At 68.2% G+C, this 23,405-nt stretch carries 24 protein-coding genes; 11 read left to right on the forward strand and 13 right to left on the reverse strand.

Annotated features, from left to right (window positions below; translation table 11 throughout):
• Window position 1: 1 nt before the first annotated feature.
• The 5 genes from norB to nirQ form a co-directional block, all read right to left on the reverse strand.
• Complete coding sequence (norB, locus tag FOC67_RS23345) at window positions 2-1,399, reverse strand: nitric-oxide reductase subunit NorB (RefSeq protein WP_003084883.1); 1,398 nt, start codon at window positions 1,397-1,399, stop codon at window positions 2-4.
• Entirely contained in the window at window positions 1,399-1,839 is a 441-nt protein-coding gene (gene norC, locus FOC67_RS23350) for a nitric oxide reductase subunit NorC (RefSeq protein ID WP_003084881.1), read from the reverse strand. Before norC ends, norB begins: the two co-directional genes overlap by 1 nt.
• A gap of 89 nt (window positions 1,840-1,928) precedes the next feature.
• Window positions 1,929-2,186, reverse strand: coding sequence for a cytochrome C oxidase subunit IV family protein (locus FOC67_RS23355; RefSeq protein ID WP_003084879.1), 258 nt, complete (start codon window positions 2,184-2,186; stop codon window positions 1,929-1,931).
• 7 nt (window positions 2,187-2,193) lie between these two features.
• On the reverse strand, window positions 2,194-2,721 hold the full coding sequence (locus tag FOC67_RS23360; RefSeq protein ID WP_003118864.1) for a cytochrome c oxidase subunit 3: 528 nt from the start codon (window positions 2,719-2,721) through the stop codon (window positions 2,194-2,196).
• Window positions 2,722-2,755: 34 nt separating this feature from the next.
• Complete coding sequence (gene nirQ / locus FOC67_RS23365; RefSeq protein WP_003084875.1) at window positions 2,756-3,538, reverse strand: transcriptional regulator NirQ; 783 nt, start codon at window positions 3,536-3,538, stop codon at window positions 2,756-2,758.
• 215 nt (window positions 3,539-3,753) lie between these two features.
• Between nirQ and nirS the strand changes: the two genes are divergently transcribed.
• Genes nirS through nirN form a run of 11 tightly spaced genes read left to right on the forward strand, consistent with a single transcriptional unit; the run spans window position 3,754 to window position 12,743 of the window.
• Window positions 3,754-5,460, forward strand: a complete 1,707-nt coding sequence (gene nirS / locus FOC67_RS23370) for a nitrite reductase (RefSeq protein WP_009315122.1) — start codon at window positions 3,754-3,756, stop codon at window positions 5,458-5,460.
• Window positions 5,461-5,510: 50 nt separating this feature from the next.
• Entirely contained in the window at window positions 5,511-5,825 is a 315-nt protein-coding gene (nirM, locus tag FOC67_RS23375) for a cytochrome C-551 (protein ID WP_003084872.1), read from the forward strand.
• Window positions 5,822-6,181, forward strand: a complete 360-nt coding sequence (gene nirC, locus FOC67_RS23380) for a cytochrome c55X (protein WP_003084870.1) — start codon at window positions 5,822-5,824, stop codon at window positions 6,179-6,181. Before nirM ends, nirC begins: the two co-directional genes overlap by 4 nt.
• Window positions 6,178-7,356 (forward strand): heme d1 biosynthesis protein NirF, encoded by a 1,179-nt coding sequence (nirF, locus tag FOC67_RS23385; protein ID WP_003084866.1) that lies wholly within the window; start codon window positions 6,178-6,180, stop codon window positions 7,354-7,356. The genes nirC and nirF overlap by 4 nt, the downstream gene beginning before the upstream one ends.
• 8 nt (window positions 7,357-7,364) lie before the next feature.
• Window positions 7,365-7,817 carry an AsnC family transcriptional regulator gene (locus tag FOC67_RS23390; protein ID WP_003084864.1) on the forward strand — a complete coding sequence of 151 codons (453 nt, stop codon included), beginning with the start codon at window positions 7,365-7,367 and terminating at the stop codon, window positions 7,815-7,817.
• Window positions 7,814-8,338 carry an Lrp/AsnC family transcriptional regulator gene (locus FOC67_RS23395; protein ID WP_003111534.1) on the forward strand — a complete coding sequence of 175 codons (525 nt, stop codon included), beginning with the start codon at window positions 7,814-7,816 and terminating at the stop codon, window positions 8,336-8,338. The genes FOC67_RS23390 and FOC67_RS23395 overlap by 4 nt, the downstream gene beginning before the upstream one ends.
• A complete protein-coding gene (locus tag FOC67_RS23400; RefSeq protein ID WP_003084860.1) occupies window positions 8,331-8,774 on the forward strand; it encodes an Lrp/AsnC family transcriptional regulator in 444 nt (147 codons plus the stop codon). The genes FOC67_RS23395 and FOC67_RS23400 overlap by 8 nt, the downstream gene beginning before the upstream one ends.
• Entirely contained in the window at window positions 8,749-9,264 is a 516-nt protein-coding gene (locus FOC67_RS23405) for an Lrp/AsnC family transcriptional regulator (protein WP_003084858.1), read from the forward strand. The genes FOC67_RS23400 and FOC67_RS23405 overlap by 26 nt, the downstream gene beginning before the upstream one ends.
• Entirely contained in the window at window positions 9,258-10,421 is a 1,164-nt protein-coding gene (gene nirJ, locus FOC67_RS23410) for a heme d1 biosynthesis radical SAM protein NirJ (RefSeq protein ID WP_003106109.1), read from the forward strand. Before FOC67_RS23405 ends, nirJ begins: the two co-directional genes overlap by 7 nt.
• 10 nt (window positions 10,422-10,431) lie before the next feature.
• Window positions 10,432-11,271 (forward strand): uroporphyrinogen-III C-methyltransferase, encoded by an 840-nt coding sequence (gene cobA, locus FOC67_RS23415; protein WP_003137316.1) that lies wholly within the window; start codon window positions 10,432-10,434, stop codon window positions 11,269-11,271.
• A complete protein-coding gene (gene nirN / locus FOC67_RS23420) occupies window positions 11,262-12,743 on the forward strand; it encodes a dihydro-heme d1 dehydrogenase (RefSeq protein WP_009315111.1) in 1,482 nt (493 codons plus the stop codon). The genes cobA and nirN overlap by 10 nt, the downstream gene beginning before the upstream one ends.
• Window positions 12,744-13,333: 590 nt before the next feature.
• On the opposite strand, the gene FOC67_RS23425 is transcribed toward nirN, so the two are convergent.
• The 8 genes from FOC67_RS23425 to bioF form a co-directional block, all read right to left on the reverse strand.
• The gene (locus tag FOC67_RS23425; RefSeq protein ID WP_003113245.1) at window positions 13,334-15,112 is read right to left on the reverse strand and encodes an acyl-CoA dehydrogenase C-terminal domain-containing protein; all 1,779 of its coding nucleotides are present in this window, start codon (window positions 15,110-15,112) and stop codon (window positions 13,334-13,336) included.
• Between the two features lie 273 nt (window positions 15,113-15,385).
• A complete protein-coding gene (locus FOC67_RS23430) occupies window positions 15,386-17,182 on the reverse strand; it encodes an acyl-CoA dehydrogenase C-terminal domain-containing protein (RefSeq protein ID WP_009315108.1) in 1,797 nt (598 codons plus the stop codon).
• A 212-nt stretch (window positions 17,183-17,394) separates the two neighbouring features.
• A complete protein-coding gene (locus FOC67_RS23435; protein ID WP_003084842.1) occupies window positions 17,395-19,200 on the reverse strand; it encodes a phenylacyl-CoA dehydrogenase in 1,806 nt (601 codons plus the stop codon).
• A gap of 340 nt (window positions 19,201-19,540) precedes the next feature.
• Window positions 19,541-19,771 carry a hypothetical protein gene (locus FOC67_RS23440; RefSeq protein WP_003103338.1) on the reverse strand — a complete coding sequence of 77 codons (231 nt, stop codon included), beginning with the start codon at window positions 19,769-19,771 and terminating at the stop codon, window positions 19,541-19,543.
• Window positions 19,772-19,879: 108 nt separating this feature from the next.
• Window positions 19,880-20,566, reverse strand: a complete 687-nt coding sequence (gene bioD / locus FOC67_RS23445; RefSeq protein WP_009315104.1) for a dethiobiotin synthase — start codon at window positions 20,564-20,566, stop codon at window positions 19,880-19,882.
• Between the two features lie 3 nt (window positions 20,567-20,569).
• Window positions 20,570-21,394 (reverse strand): malonyl-ACP O-methyltransferase BioC, encoded by an 825-nt coding sequence (gene bioC / locus FOC67_RS23450; RefSeq protein ID WP_009315102.1) that lies wholly within the window; start codon window positions 21,392-21,394, stop codon window positions 20,570-20,572.
• Window positions 21,387-22,109, reverse strand: a complete 723-nt coding sequence (locus FOC67_RS23455; RefSeq protein ID WP_003111239.1) for an alpha/beta fold hydrolase — start codon at window positions 22,107-22,109, stop codon at window positions 21,387-21,389. The genes bioC and FOC67_RS23455 overlap by 8 nt, the downstream gene beginning before the upstream one ends.
• Window positions 22,102-23,307 carry an 8-amino-7-oxononanoate synthase gene (gene bioF / locus FOC67_RS23460; protein WP_003084826.1) on the reverse strand — a complete coding sequence of 402 codons (1,206 nt, stop codon included), beginning with the start codon at window positions 23,305-23,307 and terminating at the stop codon, window positions 22,102-22,104. Before bioF ends, FOC67_RS23455 begins: the two co-directional genes overlap by 8 nt.
• Between the last annotated feature and the right edge of the window lie 98 nt (window positions 23,308-23,405).

Here is a 23,405-nt window from a genome sequence, read left to right on the forward strand (position 1 = left end):
CTCAGGCGGCCGCCTTGCCGCGCCGGAAGCTCAGCAGGTAGGCGACCAGGCCGATGAGGAACACCACCCCGGCGCCTTCGCGCAGCCAGTAGAAGATCGCCAGCTGGTCCTGGGTGGCCATGAAGGTCATCGCCGCGCCGTCCGCCGGCATCCGTTGCAGCCAGACCTGCAGCACCCCGGCCGCGGAGAGGAACAGGGTGATGAACACCATCGCCACGGTCATCAGCCAGAAGCCCCACATCTCCAGGACCTGCGAGCGGTTGTCCATCGCCTCGCCGATCCCGCGCAGGCGCGGCATGGCGTAGGAGATGATGGTCATCACGATCATCGCGTAGGCGCCATAGAAGGCCATGTGGCCGTGGGCGGCGGTGAGCTGGGTGCCGTGGGTGTAGTAGTTGACCGGCGCCAGGGTATGCATGAAGCCCCACACTCCCGCGCCGAGGAAGGCCATCACTGTGGTGCCCATGGCCCACAGCGCGACCGCGCGGTTCGGATAGTCGCGGCGGCGGCGGTTGATGGTGTTGAAGGCGAACAGCACCATGGCGAAGAACGGCAGCGGCTCCAGCGCCGAGAATACCGAGCCGAGCCACAGCCAGTAGCCGGGCACGCCGATCCAGAAGTAGTGGTGGCCGGTGCCGATGATGCCGCTGATCAGCGCCATGGCGATGATCACGTAGAGCCACTTCTCGATCACCTCGCGGTCGACCCCGGTGATCTTCACCAGCACGAAGGCGAGGATCGCACCCATGATCAGTTCCCACACGCCTTCCACCCACAGGTGCACCACCCACCACCAGTAGAACTTGTCGCGGGTGAGGTTTTCCGGGTTGTAGAAGGAGAACAGGAACAGCAGGGCGAGGCCGATCAGGCCGGTCATCAGGACCATGCTGATGGCGGTCTTGCGCCCGCGCAGCACGGTCATGCCGACGTTGAACAGGAAGCCCAGGGCGACGATCACGATGCCCGCCTTGCTGATGGTCGGCTGTTCGAGGAACTCGCGGCCCATGGTCGGCCACAGTTCGTTGCCGGTGAGCCTGGCCAGGCCGGCGTAGGGCACCAGCAGGTAGCCGAGGATGGTCAGCACGCCGGCGGCGGCGAATACCCAGAACAGGATCCAGGCCAGCTTCGGGCTGTACAGCTCGCAGTCGCTCTCCTCCGGCACCAGGTAGTAGGCAGCGCCCATGAAGCCGAACAGCAGCCAGACGATCAGCAGGTTGGTGTGCACCATGCGCGCGACGTTGAAGGGGATCGCCGGGAACAGGAAGTCGCCGACCACGTACTGCAGGCCCATGATCAGGCCGAACAGGATCTGCCCGACGAAGAGGATCAGGGCGAACACGAAGTAGGGTTTGGCGACCGCCTGCGAGGCGAATTTCAGGGAGCCATTGGGCGACATCATCAACCCTCCTTGTTCGGCGGCCATTGGTTGGTATCGATCTTCGAGCTCCACTTGAGGAACTCGGCCAGGTCGTCGACCTGGCCCTCGCTGAGATGGAACTGCGGCATGGCGCGGCGGCCCGGCACGTTCAGCGGCTGGATCTTCATCCAGGCCTGGAGGAAGGTGTTGAAGCCCTCCTCGCCGCCACGGCGTCCGACCACGTTGCCCAGCTCCGGCGCGAAGTAGGCGCCCTCGCCGAGCAGGGTGTGGCAGCCGACGCAGTTGTTCTGCTCCCAGACCAGCTTGCCGCGCACCACCGCGGCGCTCATCGCGGCCTCGTTGGTGCGCTCGGGCAGGGTCTTCTCGGTGTGGTAGGTCAGGGCCAGGAACAGCAGGATGAAGAACACACTCCCGCCGAAATAGATGTTCCTGGCCATGCCTTTGGTAAAGGTCTCGGACATGCGGCCTCCTGGAATGGGTGGTGCGGCGATTCTAGGAAGCGGCGGCGGCGAACCCGCTTGATGGCAATCAAGATTCCCGAACGATTTACTCAGTTATTCATCCGCGCCAGGTACAGCGCAGCGCCCACCGCCAGGGCCATCAGCAGCGGCCAGGCCAGCAGCAGGCGGCGCCATAGCGCCGGGGCATGGGCCAGCTCCATGAAGCGCTCGCCGATCAGCCAGCCCTTGGCCACCGCGCAGGCCAGCACCGCCGCCAGCAGCCAGGGAGAGTCGCCGGCGCCGCCCAGCAGCACGCCGGCCACGGCCAGCGCCAGCAACGCCAGCCAGCAGAGGGTCAGGGTTCGCATCGGCACCTCATTGCAGGACGTAGACCAGCGGGAACAGCAGCACCCAGACCAGGTCGACCATGTGCCAGTAGAGCACTCCCGACTCCAGTCCCGAGCAAGCCTGCGGCGTATAACACCGGCGCCAGCAGGCCTGCGCCAGCCAGCCGAGGATCAGCAGGCCGAGCAGGACGTGGAGGAAATGGAAACCGGTCAGGCACCAGTAGAGGGTGAAGAAAGTGTCGTGCTCGATGTCCAGGCCGAGGTCGGCGAGCCGCCCGTACTCGTGCAACTTCAGGCCGACATAGACCAGCGCCAGCAGCAGCGCCGCCAGCAACCAGCCGCTCGCCTGGCGCGGCCGTCCGCGGCGCACCGCGTGCACCGCCAGCGCGGCGAGCCAGCCGGAGCTGAGCAGGGCCACGGTCAGCAACAGGCCCCAGCGGCTATCCAGTTGCTCCCGGCCGGCACGGAACAGCTCCGGCTGCCAGGCCTGGGCGCCGGCGAACGCCAGCAGCAGCAGGCTGAACACGCTGAGTTCGGCGAGGATGAAGAACCACATCGCCAGGTCGCCGGGCAGGCGCCGCTCGACGGTATCAGGCGACATGGAGATCGACGATGTCCATCAGCGCCGCCACCGTCGCCGGGTCGTCCGAGAGCGGTTCGGCCAGCGCCACCCGGCACGCCTCGCGCGGGTCCATGCCGTCGCCGATGAGGCGCGCGGCGAAGATCAGCAGGCGGGTCGAGGCGACTTCCTCCAGGTCGTGCTGCTCCAGCCGCCGCAGCGCCTGGCCCAACTGCACCAGGCGCTGCGCCAGGGCCTCGGCGCAACCGCTTTCGCCGACCAGGATGCGTGCCTCCTGCTGCGCCGCCGGGTAGTCGAAGCGCAACGCGACGAAACGCTGCCGGGTGCTGGGCTTCAGGCCCTTGAGCAGGTTCTGGTAGCCGGGGTTGTAGGACACCACCAGCATGAACGAAGGCGGCGCCTGCAACGTCTCGCCGGTGCGCTCCAGGTACAGCTCGCGGCGGTCGTCGGCCAGCGGGTGGATGGCGACCGTGGTGTCCTGGCGCGCCTCCACCACTTCGTCCAGGTAGCAGATACCGCCTTCGCGCACTGCGCGGGTCAGCGGGCCGTCCTGCCACCAGGTGCCGTCGGCGCCGATCAGATGGCGGCCGAGCAGGTCGGCGGCGCCCAGGTCGTCGTGGCAGGCGACGCTGTACAGCGGCAGTTCCAGGCGCCGCGCCATGTACTGGACGAAGCGGGTCTTGCCGCAACCGGTGGGGCCCTTGAGCAATACCGGCAGGCCGTGCCGCCAGGCGCGCTCGAAGACTTCGATCTCATGGCCGGTGGCCTCGTAGAAGGGTGTCGCGTCCCGCATGTCCTACTCCTGCGCTAGGGATTAGGACCGCACGCTATTCACAGTTGGAAGGTGCCACAAGCGCAAAGCAACGCAATCTTGATTCCGGTCAAGCAAGGGTAAAGACCCTGCTTTCTATGATCCTTTCGCGCCATGAATTCCCGGGAGTTCCCGACGCAGCCACCCCCAAAACACTGCTAAGGGAGCGCCTCGCAGGGCTCCTGAGGAGATAGACCATGCCATTTGGCAAGCCACTGGTGGGCACCTTGCTCGCCTCGCTGACGCTGCTGGGCCTGGCCACCGCTCACGCCAAGGACGACATGAAAGCCGCCGAGCAATACCAGGGTGCCGCTTCCGCCGTCGATCCCGCTCACGTGGTGCGCACCAACGGTGCCCCCGACATGAGTGAAAGCGAGTTCAACGAGGCCAAGCAGATCTACTTCCAACGCTGCGCCGGTTGCCACGGCGTCCTGCGCAAGGGCGCCACCGGCAAGCCGCTGACCCCGGACATCACCCAGCAACGCGGCCAGCAATACCTGGAAGCGCTGATCACCTACGGCACCCCGCTGGGCATGCCGAACTGGGGCAGCTCCGGCGAGCTGAGCAAGGAACAGATCACCCTGATGGCCAAGTACATCCAGCACACCCCGCCGCAACCGCCGGAGTGGGGCATGCCGGAGATGCGCGAATCGTGGAAGGTGCTGGTGAAGCCGGAGGACCGGCCGAAGAAACAGCTCAACGACCTCGACCTGCCCAACCTGTTCTCGGTGACCCTGCGCGACGCCGGGCAGATCGCCCTGGTCGACGGCGACAGCAAGAAGATCGTCAAGGTCATCGATACCGGCTACGCCGTGCACATCTCGCGGATGTCCGCTTCCGGCCGCTACCTGCTGGTGATCGGCCGCGACGCGCGGATCGACATGATCGACCTGTGGGCCAAGGAGCCGACCAAGGTCGCCGAGATCAAGATCGGCATCGAGGCGCGCTCGGTGGAAAGCTCCAAGTTCAAGGGCTACGAGGACCGCTACACCATCGCCGGCGCCTACTGGCCGCCGCAGTTCGCGATCATGGACGGCGAGACCCTGGAACCGAAGCAGATCGTCTCCACCCGCGGCATGACCGTAGACACCCAGACCTACCACCCGGAACCGCGCGTGGCGGCGATCATCGCCTCCCACGAGCACCCCGAGTTCATCGTCAACGTGAAGGAGACCGGCAAGGTCCTGCTGGTCAACTACAAGGACATCGACAACCTCACCATCACCAGCATCGGCGCGGCGCCGTTCCTCCACGACGGCGGCTGGGACAGCAGCCACCGCTACTTCATGACCGCCGCCAACAACTCCAACAAGGTTGCCGTGATCGACTCCAAGGACCGTCGCCTGTCAGCCCTGGTCGACGTCGGCAAGACCCCGCACCCGGGGCGTGGCGCCAACTTCGTGCATCCCAAGTACGGCCCGGTGTGGAGCACCAGCCACCTGGGCGACGGCAGCATCTCGCTGATCGGCACCGATCCGAAGAACCATCCGCAGTACGCCTGGAAGAAAGTCGCCGAGCTACAGGGCCAGGGCGGCGGCTCGCTGTTCATCAAGACCCATCCGAAGTCCTCGCACCTCTACGTCGACACCACCTTCAACCCCGACGCCAGGATCAGCCAGAGCGTCGCGGTGTTCGACCTGAAGAACCTCGACGCCAAGTACCAGGTGCTGCCGATCGCCGAATGGGCCGATCTCGGCGAAGGCGCCAAGCGGGTGGTGCAGCCCGAGTACAACAAGCGCGGCGATGAAGTCTGGTTCTCGGTGTGGAACGGCAAGAACGACAGCTCCGCGCTGGTGGTGGTGGACGACAAGACCCTGAAGCTCAAGGCCGTGGTCAAGGACCCGCGGCTGATCACCCCGACCGGCAAGTTCAACGTCTACAACACCCAGCACGACGTGTACTGAGACCCGCGTGCGGGGCACGCCCCGCACGCTCCCCCCTACGAGGAACCGTGATGAAACCGTACGCACTGCTTTCGCTGCTCGCCACCGGCACCCTGCTCGCCCAGGGCGCCTGGGCCGAAGACCCCGAAGTGCTGTTCAAGAACAAGGGCTGCGTGGCCTGCCATGCCATCGACACCAAGATGGTCGGCCCGGCCTACAAGGACGTCGCCGCCAAGTTCGCCGGCCAGGCCGGCGCCGAAGCGGAACTCGCGCAGCGGATCAAGAACGGCAGCCAGGGCGTCTGGGGCCCGATCCCGATGCCGCCGAACGCGGTCAGCGACGACGAGGCGCAGACCCTGGCGAAGTGGGTCCTGTCGCAGAAATGAACGCCCCTCCGGACTTCCGGCGCGCCGCCAGCCACGCCTTGTGGCTGGCCCTCGCGCTGACGTTCGCCTGTCCTCTTCCGGGCCTGGCCGACGAGCATCCCGATGCCCGTCGCCAGGCCCAGTTGCGTCACCTGCTGTTGCAGGACTGCGGCTCCTGCCACGGCCTGCGCCTGACCGGCGGCCTCGGCCCGGCGCTGACCCCCGAGGCCCTGCGCGGCAAGCCGCGCGAATCGCTGGTCGCCACCGTGCTCATGGGCCGTCCGCAAACCCCGATGCCCCCCTGGGCCGGCCTGCTCAGCGAAGACGACGCCGGCTGGCTGGTGGACCGCCTGATCGAAGGAGAGATCGCCCCATGAACCTGCGTCCCCTCGCGCCGCTTTTCCTCGCCCTGCTCGCCGGCTGTAGCCAGCAGCCGCCCTTGCGCGGCAGCGGCGACCTCGGCGTGCTGATCGAACGCGCCGACGGCAGCGTGCAGATCCTCGACGGCACGGCGAAGACCTCGCTGGCGCGGGTCGAAGGCCTCGGCGACCTGTCCCACGCCTCCCTGGTTTTCTCCCGCGACCAGCGCTACGCCTACGTGTTCGGTCGCGACGGCGGCCTGACCAAGCTCGACCTGCTGGCCCAGCGCATCGACAAGCGCCTGATCCAGGGCGGCAACAGCATCGGCGGAGCGATCAGCCAGGACGGTCGGCTGGTCGCGGTATCCAACTACGAGCCGGGCGGGGTCAAGGTGTTCGACAGCCGCACCCTGGAGCTGGTCGCCGAGATTCCCGCCACCCGCCTCCCCGGCCAGGACAGGAACTCCCGGGTGGTCGGCCTGGTCGACGCGCCGGGGCAGCGTTTCGTGTTCAGCCTGTTCGACAGCGGCGAGATCTGGATCGCCGACTTCAGCCAGGGCGACACGCCGCACCTGACCCGCTTCCGCGATATCGGCAAGCAACCCTACGACGCCCTCATCAGCCCCGACGGGCGCTACTACATGGCCGGGCTGTTCGGCGAGGACGGCATGGCCCAGCTCGACCTCTGGCACCCGGAGCGCGGCGTCAGGCGCGTACTCGGCGACTACGGCCGCGGCCAACGCAAGCTGCCGGTGTACAAGATGCCGCACCTGGAGGGCTGGACCATCGCCAGCGACCAGGCCTTCGTCCCGGCGGTCGGCCATCACCAGGTGCTGGTGCTCGACGCGCGCGACTGGAAGCAGACCGACGCCATCGACGTCGCCGGCCAGCCGGTGTTCGTCATGACTCGACCGGACGACCGGCAGATCTGGGTCAACTTCGCCTACCCGGACAACGACAAGGTGCAGGTCATCGACAGCGAGACCCACGAAGTGATCGAAACCCTACGCCCTGGCCCCGGCGTACTGCACATGGAATTCAGCGGGCGCGGCGACCAGGTCTGGATCTCGGTGCGCGACGCCGACCAGTTGCAGGTCTGGGACCCGTACCGCCTGAAGCGCATCGGCAGCCTTCCGGCCCGCAGCCCGAGCGGCATCTTCTTCAGCCACCGCGCCCAGCACATCGGACTCTAGGAGGCACCATGGACGACCTCTCCCGCCGCCTCCTCGCCCGCTACCAGAAAGGCCTGCCGATCTGCGCGGAACCCTATCGGCGGATGGCCGAGACCCTGGGTTGCAGCGAAGCCGAGGTGCTCGAACGGCTGCGTCGCCTGGAAGCCGACGGCGCGTTGTCGCGGGTCGGCCCGGTGCTCCGCCACCAACGCGCCGGGGCCAGCACCCTGGCTGCCCTGGCGGTGCCCGAGGAGCGTCTGCAACGGGTCGCCGAGCGCATCAGCCAGTACGCCGAGGTCAACCACAACTACCAGCGCGAACACCGCTACAACCTGTGGTTCGTGCTCACCGCCGGCGACCGCGCGCAACTCGACCGGGTACTGGCGGAGATCGCCGCCGACACCGGCCTGCAACCCCTCGACCTGCCGATGCAGGAAGCCTACTGCATCGACCTCGCGTTTCCCCTGGAGGCCAGCCGATGAACCCCGTCGAACCCCTCGCCGCGCCGCAGCGGCAACACCTGCGCTACCTGCTGGAACAGGGCCTGCCGCTGGCCAGCCGGCCCTACCGGGTGCTCGCCGAACGCATCGGCGCCGGCGAAGACGAAGTGCTGGAACAGGTCCGCCGCTGGGACGAAGACGGCCTGTTCCGCCGCTTCGGAGTGATCCTCCACCACCGCGCCCTGGGCTATACCGCCAACGCCATGCTGGTGCTGGACGTCGCCGACGCGGAGGTCGACGCCGTCGGCCGCGCCCTCGCCCACGAAACGATCGTCTCGCTCTGTTACCGCCGCCCGCGTCGCCTGCCGATGTGGCCATACAACCTGTTTTGCATGATCCACGGCCGCGAGCGCGGCGAAGTGGAACGCCAGATCGAGGCCCTGCTGGAGCGCCACGCCCTGCGCCAGACACCGCACCGCTGGCTGTTCAGCCTGCGCGCCTACAAGCAGTGCGGCGGCCGCTACACCGCGCCGCCGGCCGACCTGGAGCGCCGCCATGGATGAGTTCGACCGGCGCCTGCTGAACCGCCTGCAACACGGCCTGCCGCTGGAGCCGCATCCCTACGCGCTGCTCGCCGCCGAGCTGGATTGCCGCGAGGAAGACATCCTGCGCCGCCTCGACGACCTGCTCGACGACGGCACCCTGACCCGCTTCGGTCCGCTGTTCGATATCGAGCCCCTCGGCGGTGCCTTCACCCTGGCCGCCATGAGCGTGCCGGAGGCGCGTTTCGAAGAGATCGCCGCGCTGCTCGCCGGCTGGCCGCAGGTCGCCCACAACTACCGTCGCGAGCACGCCCTGAACATGTGGCTGGTGGTCGCCTGCGACAGCCCGGCGGAGGTCGCCGAGACCCTCGCACGGCTGGAGCGCGAGAGCGGGCTGGCGGTACTCGACCTGCCCAAGGAGGCGACCTACCATGTCGGCCTGCATTTCCCCCTCTGACGCCCTGCTCGCCCGCCGCCTGATCGAACTGACCCAGGCCGGCCTGCCGCTGGTCGCCGACCCTTGGGCGTGGATCGCCGCGCAACTGCGGCTGAGCGAGGCGGAGACCCTGGCGCTGCTGAAGCGCCTGCGCGACGCCGGGGTGATCCGGCGCATCGCCGCGGTGCCCAACCACTATCGCCTTGGCTACCGGCACAACGGCATGACCGTCTGGGACGTCGCCGACGAACGCATCGAACGCCTCGGCCGGCTGGTAGGCGGGCTGTCCTTCGTCAGCCATTGCTACCGGCGCCCGCGCCATCTGCCGCAGTGGCGCTACAACCTGTTCGCCATGGTCCACGGCCGCAGCGAAGCGGAGATCGAAGGCTACCGCCAGCAGATCCGCCTGCTGCTCGGCGAGGACTGTCGCGCCGACGAGATGCTGGTGAGCAGCCGCATCCTGAAGAAGACCGGCCTGCGCCTGGCGCAGAAGGAGGAACGTCCATGCTGAGGATCAGCCATTACCTGCGCAGCCTCGCCGAGGACGCGCCGACGCCGCGCCGCGCCGGCGGCAGGCGCGCCCCGGTGGTGATCTGGAACCTGCTGCGGCGCTGCAACCTGACCTGCAAGCACTGTTACTCCACCTCCGCCGACAGCGACTTCCGTGGCGAGCTGGAGACCGCGGAAATCCTTCGCGGCATCGACGACCTGCGCGCCGCCGGAGTGCGCGTGCTGATCCTCTCCGGCGGCGAGCCGCTGATGCACCCGGACCTCTTCGAGATCGCCGCCCATGCGCGCCAGGCCGGGATGTTCGTGGCGCTGTCGAGCAACGGTACGCTGATCGACGAAGGCAACATCCAGCGCGTCGCCGAGGCCCGCTTCGACTACGTCGGCATCAGCCTCGACGGCCTGCGCGAGACCCACGACCGCTTCCGCCAGAAGCAGGGCAGCTTCGACGCCGCGCTGGCGGCCATGCGCCTGTGCCGCGAGGCGGATATCCGCGTCGGCATGCGCACCACCCTGACCGAGGAGAACGCCGCGCAACTACCGGCACTGCTCGACCTGATGCGCGAACTCGACGTGCAGAAGTTCTACCTCTCGCACCTCAACTACAGTGGCCGCGGCCGCCGCAGCCGCGCCCTCGACGCCCACCACCGGCGCACCCGCGAGGCCCTCGCGCTGCTCTTCGAACGGGCCGACGAGGACATCCGGCAGGGGCGCGACAGCGACTTCGTCACCGGCAACAACGACGCCGACGCGATCCTTCTCCTCGACTGGCTCAAGCGCCGCCGCCCGCAGCAACTGGCGCGTCTCTGCGAGCTGCTGCTGGACTGGGGCGGCAACGCCTCGGGCGAGGGCATCGCCAACATCGACAACACCGGCGAGGTGCATCCGGACAGCTACTGGTGGCACCACAGCGTCGGCAACATCCGCCATCAGCGCTTCGCCGACTTCTGGTTCGAGCGCCCCGACCCGCTGCTCCTGCAACTGCGCCAGCGCCCGCGACCGGTGGTCGGGCGCTGCAGCCAATGCCGCTGGCTGGACATCTGCAACGGCAACACCCGCACCCGCGCCTGGGCCGGCGGAGAACTCTGGGGCGAAGACCCCGGCTGCTACCTCAGCGATCAGGAAATCGGCCTCGAGCGCATCGCGCTGCACGCCGTCTAAGGAAAGCCTCATGAACACTACCGTGATTCCGCCGTCCCTCCTCGATGTCGATTTCCCTGCCGGCAGCGTCGCCCTGGTCGGCGCCGGCCCCGGCGATCCGGGCCTGCTCACCCTGCGCGCCTGGGCCCTGCTGCAACAGGCCGAGGTGGTGGTCTACGACCGCCTGGTCGCCCGCGAGCTGATCGCCCTTCTGCCGGAAAGCTGCCAGCGCATCTACGTCGGCAAGCGCTGCGGCCACCACAGCCTGCCGCAGGAAGAAATCAACGAGCTGCTGGTGCGCCTGGCCCGGCAGCAACGCCGGGTGGTCCGCCTGAAAGGCGGCGACCCGTTCATCTTCGGTCGCGGCGCCGAGGAGCTGGAGCGCCTGCTCGAGGCCGGCGTCGACTGCCAGGTGGTCCCCGGCGTCACCGCCGCCTCCGGTTGCAGTACCTACGCCGGCATCCCGCTGACCCACCGCGACCTCGCCCAGTCCTGCACCTTCGTCACCGGCCACCTGCAGAACGACGGCCGCCTCGACCTCGACTGGGCCGGCCTGGCGCGCGGCAAGCAGACCCTGGTGTTCTACATGGGCCTGGGCAACCTCGCCGAGATCGCCGCGCGCCTGGTCGAGCACGGCCTCGCCAGCGACACCCCGGCGGCGCTGGTCAGCCAGGGCACCCAGGCGGGCCAGCAGGTGACCCGCGGCGCCCTTTCCGAGCTGCCGGCGCTGGCGCGGCGCTACCAGTTGAAGCCGCCGACGCTGATCGTCGTCGGCCAGGTGGTGGCGCTCTTCGCCGAGCGCGCGATGGCGCATCCGTCATACCTGGGCGCCGGCTCGCCGGTCAGCCGCGAGGCCGTCGCATGCGCCTGATCGGCCTCGCCCTCGGCCTGCTCCTCGGCGCCCTCGCACAGGCCGGCGAAGCGCCGGGGGAAGCGCTCTACCGCCAGCACTGCCAGGCCTGCCACGGCGCCGGGCGGCTCGGCGGCAGCGGCCCGACCCTGCTCCCGGAAAGCCTTTCGCGGCTGAAGCCGGCGCAGGCCCGCGAGGTGATCCTGCACGGTCGCCCGGCAACCCAGATGGCCGGCTTTGCCGGTCAATTGGACGACGCCGCGGCGGACGCCCTGGTCGCCTATCTCTACCAGACGCCGCCGCGCGAACCGCAGTGGAGCGCCGAGGACATCCGGGCCAGCCAGGTTCAGCCGCATCCCCTCGCCACCCTGCCGTCCAGGCCCCGCTTCGAGGCCGACCCGCTGAACCTGTTCGTGGTGGTGGAATCCGGCGACCACCACGTGACCATCCTCGACGGCGATCGCTTCGAGCCCATCGCCCGCTTCCCATCGCGCTACGCCCTGCACGGTGGTCCGAAGTTCTCCCCGGACGGGCGCCTGGTGTACTTCGCCTCGCGCGACGGCTGGGTGACCCTCTACGACCTGTACAACCTGAAGGTGGTCGCCGAGGTCCGCGCCGGCCTCAACACGCGCAACCTGGCGGTCAGCGACGACGGGCGCTGGGTCCTGGTGGGCAACTACCTGCCCGGCAACCTGGTGCTGCTGGACGCCCGCGACCTGTCCCTGGTGCAGGTCATCCCGGCGGCCGACGCCCAGGGCCAGGCCTCGCGGGTCAGCGCGGTATACACGGCACCGCCGCGGCACAGCTTCGTGGTCGCCCTGAAGGACGTCCACGAGCTGTGGGAGCTGCCCTATGCCAACGGCAAGCCGGTCGCGCCGAAACGGTTGGCGGTGGCCGACTACCTCGACGACTTCTCCTTCAGCCCCGACTACCGCTACCTGCTGGGCAGCTCGCGGCAGGCCAGGGGCGGCGAGGTGATCGAGCTGGACAGCGGCGCGCGGGTCGCCTCGATCCCGCTGTCGGGCATGCCGCACCTCGGCTCGGGCATCTACTGGAAGCGCGACGGGCGCTGGGTGTTCGCTACGCCGAACATCAGGCGCGGGGTGATCTCGGTGATCGACCTGCAAAACTGGAAGCCGTTGAAGGAAATCGTCACCGACGGCCCCGGCTTCTTCATGCGCAGCCATGCCGACTCGCCCTACGCCTGGACCGATACCTTCCTTGGCAAGAAACACGACGAGATCCTGCTGATCGACAAGCAGACCCTGGAAATCGCCCATCGCCTGCGCCCCAGCCCGGGCAAGGTGGCCGGCCACGTCGAGTTCACCCGCGACGGCCGCTACGCCCTGCTCAGCGTCTGGGACCGCGACGGCGCGCTGGTGGTCTACGACGCGCACAGCCTGGAGGAAGTGAAGCGACTGCCGATGAACAAGCCGTCGGGCAAGTACAACGTCGGCAACAAGATCGGCTATGCGGAGGGAACCTCGCACTGAGGCTCGGGCGAGACGCCATCAACGGATATCCCCGTATCCTCCGCGACGGACCGCGACACCCCTGTCCCATCACGGCACGAGAAAAACCACGGGAATGGCGGATAACCGCAAGCGGTTATTCGCCCTACCGCCCACCCTGCGCGAAGAGCCGTAGGGCATAACGCCAACGGCGTTATCCGCCGATCACCCTGTCCCATCACGGCCCCGAGAAAAACCACGGGAATGGCGGATAACCGCAAGCGGTTATTCGCCCTACCGCCCGTCCCGCGCGAGGAGCCGTAGGGCGCATAACGCCAACGGCGTTATCCGCCGATCACCCTGTCCCATCACGGCCCCGAGAAAAACCACGGGAATGGCGGATAACCGCAAGCGGTTATTCGCCCTACCGCCCACCCTGCGCGAGGAGCCCTAGGGCATAACGCCAACGGCGTTATCCGCCGATCACCCTGTCCCATCACGGCCCCGAGAAAACCCTGGGAATGGCGGATAGCCGCAAGCGGATATCCACCCCCACCCGTCCCGCGCGCCGAGCCCCCGGCGCCCAGAAAAAAGCCCCGCATCGCGGGGCTTTCCGTCTCAGGCGCCAGGCCTCAGAACTGCTCGGCGTCCAGCAGGTACAGCGACTCGCTGCCGGCGCGCACGGAGGCGCTCAGGGAATGGATGCGCGGCAGCAGGCGGGCGAAGTAGAAGCGCGCGGTACCCAGCTTGCTGGCGTAGAAGTCGTCCTCGCCCTGCTTGGCCAGCGCGGTGCGCGCCATCAATGCCCACATGTAGGCGTAGGCGGTATAGCCGAACACATGCAGGTATTCGACCGACGCCGCGCCGATCTCGTTGGGGTTGCCCTTGGCACGGTCGAGCAGCCAGGCGGTCAGCTCTTCCAGGTTCTCCACGGCGGCCGCCAGCGGCTTGCTGAACTCGCCCAGGGCCTCGTCGGCGGAAGCGACGAAGGCCTTGATCTCGTCGGTGAAGTGACGGGAGAAGGCGCCGCCGCTGCCGATCACCTTACGTCCCACCAAGTCGAGCGCCTGAATGCCGTTGGTGCCTTCGTAGATCTGCGTGATGCGACAGTCGCGCACCAGTTGCTCCTGGCCCCATTCGCGGATGAAGCCGTGGCCGCCGAAGATCTGCTGGCCATGGATAGTGGTTTCCAGTCCCATGTCGGTGAGGAATGCCTTGGCCACCGGGGTCAGCAGCGCCACCAGCTCTTCCGCACGCTTGCGGGTGACCGCGTCTTCGCTGTACTTGGCGGTGTCCAGCTGCATCGCGACGTAGCTGGAGAAGGCGCGGCCGCCTTCGTTCAGCGCCTTCATGGTGAGCAGCATGCGGCGCACGTCGGGGTGCACGATGATCGGGTCGGCGGCCTTGTCCTTGGCTACCGGGCCGGTCGGCGCGCGGCTCTGGATACGCTCGCGGGCATACTCGATGGCGCTCTGGTAGGAGCGCTCGCCGGTGGCCAGGCCCTGGATGCCGACGCCAAGGCGCTCGTAGTTCATCATGGTGAACATCGCCGCCAGGCCCTTGTTGACCTCGCCCACCAGCCAACCGGTGGCGCCGTCGAAGTTCATCACGCAGGTGGCCGAGGCCTTGATCCCCATCTTGTGCTCGATGGAGCCGCAACCCAGGCTGTTCTTCTCGCCCAGCGAACCGTCGGCGTTGACCAGCACCTTCGGCACCAGGAACAGCGAGATGCCCTTCGGCCCGGCCGGGGCGTCGGGCAGCTTGGCCAGCACCAGGTGGATGATGTTCTCGGTCAGGTCATGCTCGCCGCCGGTGATGAAGATCTTGGTCCCGCTGATCTTGTAGGAGCCGTCGGCCTGCGGCTCGGCCCTGGTGCGGATGATGCCCAGGTCGGTGCCGGCATGCGGCTCGGTCAGGCACATGGAACCGGCCCAGATACCGGCGTACATGTTCGGCAGGTACTTGTCCTTCAATTCGTCGCTGGCATGGGCATTGAGCGCCAGGCAGGCGCCGGCGGTCAGCATCGGATACAGGCCGAACGACAGGTTGGCCGAGTTGACCAGTTCCTCGACCTGCGCCGAGATCACCTTGGGCATCCCCATGCCGCCGTAGGCCGGATCACCGCCGACGCCGACCCAGCCGCCTTCGGCGTAGGTCCGGTAGGCCTCGGGGAAGCCGGCCGGGGTGCTCACCGCGCCAGCGTTCCACTGGCAGCCTTCCTCGTCGCCCGGACGGTTCAGCGGGGCGATGGTACCGGCGGTGACCTTGCCGGCCTCTTCGAGGATCGCCGCGGCGGTCTCGGCGTCGACCACTTCGGCCAGCGCCGGCAGTTGCGCCCAGAGCCGGGAGACCTCGAACACCTCATTGAGGACGAAGCGCATGTCGCGCAGCGGAGCTTTGTAATCAGCCATGTGGGGAATCCTCGATCGTACCGATCGCCGGCCGGGGGCCAGCGGCAACAAAATGGAGGCACGAAAGGCGTGCCGCGGCCGAGTCTACACCACCAACATTTCGGACTTGTAGCGTCACGTCGTGACCATTAAGTCTATATCGGTCTTCTATGCGACAGGCATGAAAAAGCCCGCTTTTCGCGGGCTCGAGCGAGTTCGCCGGGAGTCCGACGGGCCCGGCGGGTGGGGGAGAAACCGGGGGGAAGAAGCGCCGCGCCCCTGCCCCGGCAGCCGCTAGAGCGAAAACTGCTCCGCCGACAGGCTCATCAGGCCCGCCGCGCCGGCCTGGATCGCCGCGGCGTGCGCCGCGGTGCGCGGCAGCAGGCGACTGAAGTAGAAGTCGGCGGTGGCCAGCTTGGCTTCGTAGAACGCGGCCTCGCCGCTGCCGGCATCCAGCTTCTCGCGCGCCACCAGGGCGATGCGCAACCAGAAATAGGCCAGGGTCACGTAGCCGGAGAACATCAGGTAGTCCACCGAGGCGGCGCCCACTTCGTCGGCATTCTTCATCGCCGCCAGGCCCACCTGCTGGGTCAGTTCGCCCCACTGCGCGTTCAGCGCCGCCAGTTGCGCGACCTGTCCCTTCAGTTGCGGATGCTCGGCCTGGGCCTGGCACAACTGGTGGACCAGTTTGGTGAAGCCGCGCAACAGCTTGCCCTGGCTGCCCAGTACCTTGCGGCCAAGCAGGTCGAGGGCCTGGATGCCGTTGGTGCCTTCGTAGATCTGTGCGATGCGGCAATCGCGGACCAACTGCTCCATGCCCCACTCGCGGATGTAGCCGTGGCCGCCGTAGACCTGCATGCCGAGGTTGGTCACCTCCTGCCCGGTCTCGGTCATGAAGGCCTTGCAGATCGGTGTCAGGAAGGCCAGCAGGTCGGCGGCCCGCTCGCGCTCGGCGGCGTCCTGCGACAGGTGCTCGGTGTCGAGCAACTGGGCGGTGAAGTAGGCCAGCGCGCGGTTGCCTTCGTTGAACGCCTTCATGGTCAGCAGCATGCGCCGTACGTCGGGGTGCACGATGATCGGGTCGGCCAGCTTGTCCGGCGCCTTCGGCCCCGTCAGCGAGCGCATCTGCAAGCGCTCCCGGGCGTAGCGCACGGCGCCCTGGTAGCTGGTCTCGCCAAGGCACAGGCCCTGCATGCCGGTGCCCAGGCGGGCGTGGTTCATCATGGTGAACATGCAGTGCAGGCCCTTGTTCGGCTCGCCGATCAGGTAGCCGGTGGCGCCGTCGAAGTTCATCACGCAGGTGGCCGAGGCCTTGATCCCCATCTTGTGCTCGATGGAGCCACAGGAAACCGCGTTGCGCACGCCTGCCTCGCCGGCGGCGTCGGGGAGGAACTTCGGCACGATGAACAGCGAGATACCCTTGGTCCCGGCCGGCGCATCGGGCAACTTGGCCAGCACCAGGTGAACGATGTTCTCGCTCAGGTCGTGCTCGCCGGCGGAGATGAAGATCTTCGTCCCGCTGATCGCATGGCTGCCGTCGGCGTTCGGCACCGCGCGGGTCTTGATGATGCCCAGGTCGGTGCCGCAGTGCGGCTCGGTCAGGCACATGGTGCCGGTCCAGGTGCCGGCGGTCATCCGCGCCAGGTAGAGGTCCTTCTGCGCCTGGCTGCCGTGGGCGTGGATCGCCGACATGGCGCCGCGGGTCAGGCCCGGGTACATGCCCCAGGAGACGTTGCTGGCGCCGATCATCTCGCTGAGCAGCAGACCCAGCGAGTGCGGCAGGCCCTGGCCGCCGTACGCGGGATCGCTGGCGACACCGTTCCAGCCACCCTCGACGTACTGTGCATAGGCTTCCTTGAAGCCCTTGGGCGTGGTCACCACGCCGTTGTCGAAGTGGCAGCCCTCTTCGTCGCCGGAGCGGTTCAGCGGCGCCAGCACCTGTTCGCAGAATTTCGACCCTTCATCGAGGATCGCCGCCACCATGTCCGGGGTCGCGTCGCTGGCGCCGAGCGCCTGGTAGCGCCCATGGAAGTCGAATACCTCATCGATCAGGAAGCGCATGTCGCGCAGCGGAGCCTTGTATTCCGGCATCTCTGTTCTCCTCGGCAGGGGCGCCCCACAGGCGCGAATCCCTCGAAGCTACTGCGCCGGGCGGGCGCCTACAATCACGCTGCGGACGCTGAATGCAACGCCATAACCCCGAGGTCGGAAGGCCAGGATGCAGCGGATCGCAGGCATGAAAAAGCCCGCCGAAGGGCGGGCTCTTTCTCACCTGGGGAACGGGCCGCCAGCGGCCCGTGCCATCAGTAACCGAGGGCGAAATCTTCCTCGGCCATCTCCATCAGGTTGTTGGCGCCGGACAGCATGGCGGCGACGTGGGCGCGGGTACGCGGCAGGATGCGCTGGAAGTAGAAGCGCGCGGTCTGCAGCTTGGCCTTGTAGAAGGCTTCCTCGCCGGTGCCGGCGGCCAGCTTCTCGGCGGCCAGGCGCGCCATGTCGGCCCAGAAGTAGGCCAGGCAGGCGTAGCCGGAGTACATCAGGTAGTCCACCGAAGCGGCGCCGACTTCCTCGCGATCCTTCATGGCGGCCATGCCGACCTTCATGGTCAGGTCGCCCCACTCCTTGTTCAGCTGCGCCAGCGGAGCGACGAATTCCTTGACGGCTTCGTTGGCTTCGTTGGCCTGGCAGAACTTGTGCACGATCTTGGTGAAGCCCTTCAGCGCCTCGCCCTGGGTCATCAGCACCTTGCGACCCAGCAGGTCGAGGGCCTGAACGCCAGTGGTGCCTTCGTACAGCATCGAGATGCGGCTGTCGCGGACGTTCTGCTCCATGCCGTGCTCGGCGATGAAACCGTGGCCGCCGAAGATCTGCACGCCGTGGTTGGCGGACTCGAAGCCGACTTCGGTCATGAACGCCTTGGCGATCGGCGTGAGGAAGGCCAGCATCGAGTCGGCGGCTTTCTTCTGCTCTTCGTCCTGGCTGCGCTGGACGATGTCGACCTGCTTGGCGGCGAAGTACAGCATCGCGCGGTTGCCTTCGGCGAAGGCCTTCATGGTCAGCAGCATGCGGCGCACGTCAGGATGCACGATGATCGGGTCGGCGGGCTTCTCGGGCGCCTTCGGACCGGTCAGCGAGCGCATCTGCAGACGCTCGCGAGCATAGGCGATGCCGCCCTGGAAACCGACTTCGGCATGGGCCAGGCCTTGCAGCGCGGTACCCAGGCGAGCGGTGTTCATGAAGGTGAACATGCAGTTCAGGCCCTTGTTCGGCGGGCCGATCAGGAAGCCGGTGGCGGCGTCGAAGTTCATCACGCAGGTGGCGTTGCCGTGGATGCCCATCTTGTGCTCGATGGAACCGCAGGAAACCGCGTTGCGCTCGCCGGCGTTGCCTTCGGCGTTGGGCAGGAACTTCGGCACGATGAACAGCGAGATGCCCTTGGTGCCCTGCGGGGCGTCGGGCAGGCGGGCCAGGACGATATGGACGATGTTGTCGGCCATGTCGTGCTCGCCGGCGGAGATGAAGATCTTGGTGCCGGTGACCTTGTAGCTACCGTCGGCCTGCGGCTCGGCCTTGGTGCGCAGCATGCCCAGGTCGGTGCCGCAGTGCGGCTCGGTCAGGCACATGGTGCCGGTCCACTCGCCGGAGACCAGCTTGGTCAGGTAGGTCGCCTGCTGCTCGGCGGTGCCGTGGGCATGCAGGGTGTTCATGGCGCCGTGGGACAGGCCCGGGTACATGCCCCAGGACCAGTTGGCCTGGCCGACCATCTCGCTGATGGCCAGCCCGAGGGATTCCGGCAGCCCCTGGCCGCCGTGCTCGACGTCATGGGCCAGGCTCGGCCAGCCGCCTTCGACGAACTGCTGGTAGGCCTCCTTGAAGCCAGTCGGGGTCTTCACGCCGTCGGCGCTCCAGGTGCAGCCTTCCAGGTCGCCAACGCGGTTCAGCGGAGCGATCACCTGTTCGCAGAACTTCGCACCTTCCTCGAGGATGGCGTTGACCATGTCGGGAGTCGCGTCTTCGGCGCCCGGCAGGCTCTGGTAGTGCGCTTCGTAGCCCAGCAGCTCGTCGCGAACGAAACGGATATCACGCAAGGGGGCCTTGTAATCAGGCATAGCAGTCAACCTCTACGAAGGGTTCTGGTTAATCGGCGACCGGACGGATGTCCAGAGTCTGCGGTCGCAGTGCGGGATCGCTCCCGGTCGCCTTGCCGGACGCACTCATGCGTCCCGACTCTCAAACAGGCGTTTGAAACATACGTTTACGCCAATCCCTTGTCAAGCATCCGAACCGACCGCTCGGTCATGCCCGAAATCACTGGCTGCAACGACCATCCAAAGCGCTTTCGTCTCTCTCAGTAAAGCCCATGGCGAAGCGCCCGGCAGGCTTCAGGGGCCGCCGGGTGACAGTCGGAAAAGAAAGAGTCGGGGACGACCGCTGCCGGCCGCCAGGGAGTCAGGCGTGGGTGTCGATCAGGGTGCCGAGGGTCTCGTCGGCTACCTCGATGACCCGGGCGCCGCTCTGCGCCTCGAGCTTGCCGCGGGTCAGCTCGACCATCTGCTCGGCCTGGGGCGAACGGGCCTCCACGGTGTTGCGGGCGATCTCGCTGCCGGCCTGGGCGACGCGGGCGCTACCCGACTGCACCGCATTGAGGCCACTGACGAAAGCGTTGCCGGAAATTTCCACCCTCTACTCCTGGGGACGCGCACGCGCCGCTACGATAGCAAGTGGCTTCTATTCAAGCAGACTTGGCCGGCGCTGGGTACCGCCCGTTGGTTATGGACGGCCCGCTGTTTATAGCCCGATGCCCAGGGGCCGCAGGTCGAGGTGCGCGGCCACGGCCTCGGGAGTGGCTTCCTCCAGGCGCGGTACCCGGCCCAGGCAGGGCGCCGGCAGGCGCTCGGCGAGGGTCGCCAGGTTCTCCTCCAGGCGCGAGGTAGCCGGGTCGACCACGTTGGCCACCCAGCCGGCCAGCGCCAGGCCGTCGCCCAGGATCGCCTCGGCGCTGAGCAGCGCATGGTTGATACAGCCCAGGCGCACGCCGACCACCAGCACCACCGGCAGCGCCAGCAGGCGCGCCAGGTCGGAGAGGTTCTCGCGGCCCAGCAACGGCACGCGCCATCCGCCGGCGCCCTCCACCAGGGTGAAGTCGGCCTGTAGCGCCAGCACCTCGCGCACCGCCTCGTGCAAGCGTGCGGCGCTCAGTTCGACGCCAGCCTCGCGCGCCGCCAGGTGCGGGGCGATGGCCGGCGCGAAGGCCAGCGGGTTGACCTGCTCGTAGGCCAGCGCCAGCGAACACTGGCCGAGCAACGCCAGCGCGTCGCCATTGCGCAGGCCTTGCGCCGTGGGCTCGCAGCCGGAGGCCACCGGCTTCGCCGCGGCGGTGCTCAGGCCGGCACGCCGGGCCGCGTGGAGCAGGCCGGCGGCGATGGTGGTCTTGCCGATCTCGGTGTCGGTACCGGTGACGAAGAACGCCGGCATGGTTCAGCAATCCTTGCGCAGCACGCCGAAGACGACGCGGTAGGTAGCGGGCAGCCCCTCGGGCTGGCGGAAACGCTCGTAGGCGGCGACCAGCGCGCGGATGCGCTGGCGCCCGGTCAGGCCGTCGGGCCGCCCGGGGTTGAGGTTGTGCGCGCCCAGCGCCTTGAGTTCGTGGGTCAGGCTGCGCAGGTCGGGGAAATGCAGGAGCCGGTCCTCGTGGCGCAGGGTCAGCGGCAGCAGGCCGCTGCCGGCCGCGTGTTGCAGGTAGTCGGCGAAGGCGCGGAAGCGATTGACGTGGACGAAGCCGTCCACCACCCGCCAACTGTCGCGCAACTCGCCCAGGGTACCGACGCACAGGCTGCTGAACGCCAGCACGCCGCCCGGCCGCAGGACCCGCCGCGCCTCGGCCAGCACCGCCGGGAGGTCGGCGCACCACTGGATGGCCAGGCTGGAGAACAGCAGGTCGCAACTGCCGTCGCGCAACGGCAGCCTCTCGGCGTCGCCGCCGATGAAATGGCTGGCGCCGCCGCGCGCGCGGGCATGCCGCAGCATGCCTTCGGCGATATCCACGGCCAGGCCCTCGGCCGCACCGAAGCGGCGTTCCAGGGCCCGGCTGAAATGACCGGTGCCGCAGCCGAGATCGACCCAGCGGCGCGGCGAGAAGCCTTCCGGCAATGCCGACAGCAGGCTCTCGCCGACGCCGCGCTGGAGTTCGGCCACCGCGTCGTAGCTGGCCGCCGCGCGGGAAAACGACGCGGCGACCTGGCGCTTGTCGGGCAGCGCGGCAACGCCATGGGGCGCCAGCAGCGGCGCGGAATCGTCAGGCATCGTCACCCTCGCGAAGGAATCTCAGGATTGCGCCGGCCACCTCGTCCGGGCATTCCAGCGGCAGGCCGTGGCTGGCCGCCAGGGTCGAGACCTCGACGTCCGGCAGCCACTCGAGCAGGGCCTCGGCGGCGGCCACCGGCACCAGCGCATCGGCTTCGGCGAACAGATGCAATTGCGGCCCGCGGAAGTTTTCCAGGGCGGCCCGGGTATCCAGTTGGCCGAGCAACTGCAGGCCGGCGACCAGCGCCTCGCGCTCCAGCTGCGGCAGCGCCACCTGCAGTTGCCGCGCCAGGGTCCGAGGGTCGCGCGCACCCTGGCTGACCAGTAGGGTGAAACGCTTGCGGGTCAGGTGCGGTTCGAGCAGGAAAGCCTCGAAGAAGTCCTCGAAGGTTTCCGCCGGCATCGCGTTCGGCCAGTCCTCGCGCACACGGAAGCACGGATTGCTGGCCAGGGTCAGCAGGCCCCGGCAATCGTCGCCGCGGCGCGCCGCCAGTTCGCCGGCGAGCATGCCACCCAGCGACCAGCCGGCCAGCCAGCTATCGCGCGGCAGGTTGTCGTCGAGTTCGTCGAGCCAGTCGGCGGCATCGTCCAGCGACGGCAGCGGCTCGATCAACACGTTCAGGTGCGGCTCGCGCTCGTGCAGCGCGTCGCGCAGCGGTTCCAGCGGTGCGCTGCCCAGGCCCCAGCCCGGCAACAGGATCAGGTGATCACGCATCGTCTCCCTCCTCGGCTTCGATCTCTGCCAGAAGGCTAGACGACAGCTGTCGCCAGCTTTCGCCGAGGGCTTCGAGCAAGCGGTCGACCTGCGCTTCGCTGTGCGCGGCGGACAGCGTGACGCGCAGCCGCGCGCTGTTGGCCGGCACGGTTGGCGGGCGGATCGCGCCGACCATGATGCCGCGGGCTCGAAGCATGCCGGCCAGGGCCACGGCCTGGCGGCTGCCGCCGACCAGGATCGGCTGGATCGGCGTGAAGCTGTCCATCAGGGTCAGGCCAAGCGCCTCGGCGCCATGGCGGAAACGGGCGATCAACGCCGCCAGGTGTTGCCGCCGCCAGCTTTCGCGGCGCAGCAGCTCCAGGCTCTTCAGGGTGGCGCAGGCCACCGCCGGAGGCTGGCTGGTGGTGTAGATGTAGGGCCGGGCGTACTGGATCAGGGTCTCGATCAGTTCCTCGCTGCCGGCTACGAAGGCGCCAGCGGTACCGAAACCCTTGCCGAGGGTGCCGATCAGCACCGGCACCTGCTCCTGGCCGAGGCCGAAGTGTTCGACGATCCCGCCGCCGCTGGCGCCCAGCGGGCCGAAACCATGCGCGTCGTCGACCATCAGCCAGGCGCCGCGGGCCTGCGCCACGGCGGCCAGGGCCGGCAGGTCGGCGAGATTGCCGTCCATGCTGAAGACCCCATCGGTGACCACCAGGGTATTGCCCTCGGCCTTGTCCAGGCGCGCGGCGAGGCTTGCCGGGTCGTTGTGCAGGTAGCGCGAGAAACGCGCGCCGGAGAGCAATCCGGCATCCAGCAGCGAAGCGTGGTTGAGGCGGTCCTCCAGCACCGTGTCGCCCTTGCCGACCAGCGCGGTCACCGCGCCAAGGTTGGCCATGTAGCCGGTGGAGAACAGCAGCGCGCGCGGCCGCCCGGTGAATTCGGCGAGGGCCAGCTCCAGTTCGTGGTGCGGACCGCTGTGGCCGACCACCAGGTGCGAGGCGCCGCCGCCCACGCCCCAGCGCTCGGCGCCGGCGCGTAACGCGGCGATCACTTCGGGATGATTGGCCAGGCCGAGGTAGTCGTTGGAACAGAAGGCCAGCAGCGGCTGGCCGTCGACCACGACGTCCGGGCCCTGGGCCGACTCCAGCAGCGGCCGCTGGCGGTAGAGGTCTTCCGCGCGCCGGCTGGCGAGGCGGGAAGCGAGATCGAAGGACATGGCAGGTCGCTCGTGTTGCTGGACGGACGCAGGCGCACCCGTCCACGCAGGGCCGACATCAGCGGCTGCAACGAAGGGACGGCGGCGCCCTCCCTTCC

The sequence above is a fragment of the Pseudomonas sp. FDAARGOS_761 genome (assembly GCF_013343155.1).
GTDB lineage: Bacteria > Pseudomonadota > Gammaproteobacteria > Pseudomonadales > Pseudomonadaceae > Pseudomonas > Pseudomonas aeruginosa.

Coding starts and splice junctions, on each gene's coding strand:
- norB (WP_003084883.1), bottom strand. CDS start 1,399: ATGATGTCGCCCAATGGCTCCCTGAAATTCGCCTCGCAGGCGGTCGCC.
- norC (WP_003084881.1), bottom strand. CDS start 1,839: ATGTCCGAGACCTTTACCAAAGGCATGGCCAGGAACATCTATTTCGGC.
- FOC67_RS23355 (WP_003084879.1), bottom strand. CDS start 2,186: ATGCGAACCCTGACCCTCTGCTGGCTGGCGTTGCTGGCGCTGGCCGTG.
- FOC67_RS23360 (WP_003118864.1), bottom strand. CDS start 2,721: ATGTGGTTCTTCATCCTCGCCGAACTCAGCGTGTTCAGCCTGCTGCTG.
- nirQ (WP_003084875.1), bottom strand. CDS start 3,538: ATGCGGGACGCGACACCCTTCTACGAGGCCACCGGCCATGAGATCGAA.
- nirS (WP_009315122.1), top strand. CDS start 3,754: ATGCCATTTGGCAAGCCACTGGTGGGCACCTTGCTCGCCTCGCTGACG.
- nirM (WP_003084872.1), top strand. CDS start 5,511: ATGAAACCGTACGCACTGCTTTCGCTGCTCGCCACCGGCACCCTGCTC.
- nirC (WP_003084870.1), top strand. CDS start 5,822: ATGAACGCCCCTCCGGACTTCCGGCGCGCCGCCAGCCACGCCTTGTGG.
- nirF (WP_003084866.1), top strand. CDS start 6,178: ATGAACCTGCGTCCCCTCGCGCCGCTTTTCCTCGCCCTGCTCGCCGGC.
- FOC67_RS23390 (WP_003084864.1), top strand. CDS start 7,365: ATGGACGACCTCTCCCGCCGCCTCCTCGCCCGCTACCAGAAAGGCCTG.
- FOC67_RS23395 (WP_003111534.1), top strand. CDS start 7,814: ATGAACCCCGTCGAACCCCTCGCCGCGCCGCAGCGGCAACACCTGCGC.
- FOC67_RS23400 (WP_003084860.1), top strand. CDS start 8,331: ATGGATGAGTTCGACCGGCGCCTGCTGAACCGCCTGCAACACGGCCTG.
- FOC67_RS23405 (WP_003084858.1), top strand. CDS start 8,749: ATGTCGGCCTGCATTTCCCCCTCTGACGCCCTGCTCGCCCGCCGCCTG.
- nirJ (WP_003106109.1), top strand. CDS start 9,258: ATGCTGAGGATCAGCCATTACCTGCGCAGCCTCGCCGAGGACGCGCCG.
- cobA (WP_003137316.1), top strand. CDS start 10,432: ATGAACACTACCGTGATTCCGCCGTCCCTCCTCGATGTCGATTTCCCT.
- nirN (WP_009315111.1), top strand. CDS start 11,262: ATGCGCCTGATCGGCCTCGCCCTCGGCCTGCTCCTCGGCGCCCTCGCA.
- FOC67_RS23425 (WP_003113245.1), bottom strand. CDS start 15,112: ATGGCTGATTACAAAGCTCCGCTGCGCGACATGCGCTTCGTCCTCAAT.
- FOC67_RS23430 (WP_009315108.1), bottom strand. CDS start 17,182: ATGCCGGAATACAAGGCTCCGCTGCGCGACATGCGCTTCCTGATCGAT.
- FOC67_RS23435 (WP_003084842.1), bottom strand. CDS start 19,200: ATGCCTGATTACAAGGCCCCCTTGCGTGATATCCGTTTCGTTCGCGAC.
- bioD (WP_009315104.1), bottom strand. CDS start 20,566: ATGCCGGCGTTCTTCGTCACCGGTACCGACACCGAGATCGGCAAGACC.
- bioC (WP_009315102.1), bottom strand. CDS start 21,394: ATGCCTGACGATTCCGCGCCGCTGCTGGCGCCCCATGGCGTTGCCGCG.
- FOC67_RS23455 (WP_003111239.1), bottom strand. CDS start 22,109: ATGCGTGATCACCTGATCCTGTTGCCGGGCTGGGGCCTGGGCAGCGCA.
- bioF (WP_003084826.1), bottom strand. CDS start 23,307: ATGTCCTTCGATCTCGCTTCCCGCCTCGCCAGCCGGCGCGCGGAAGAC.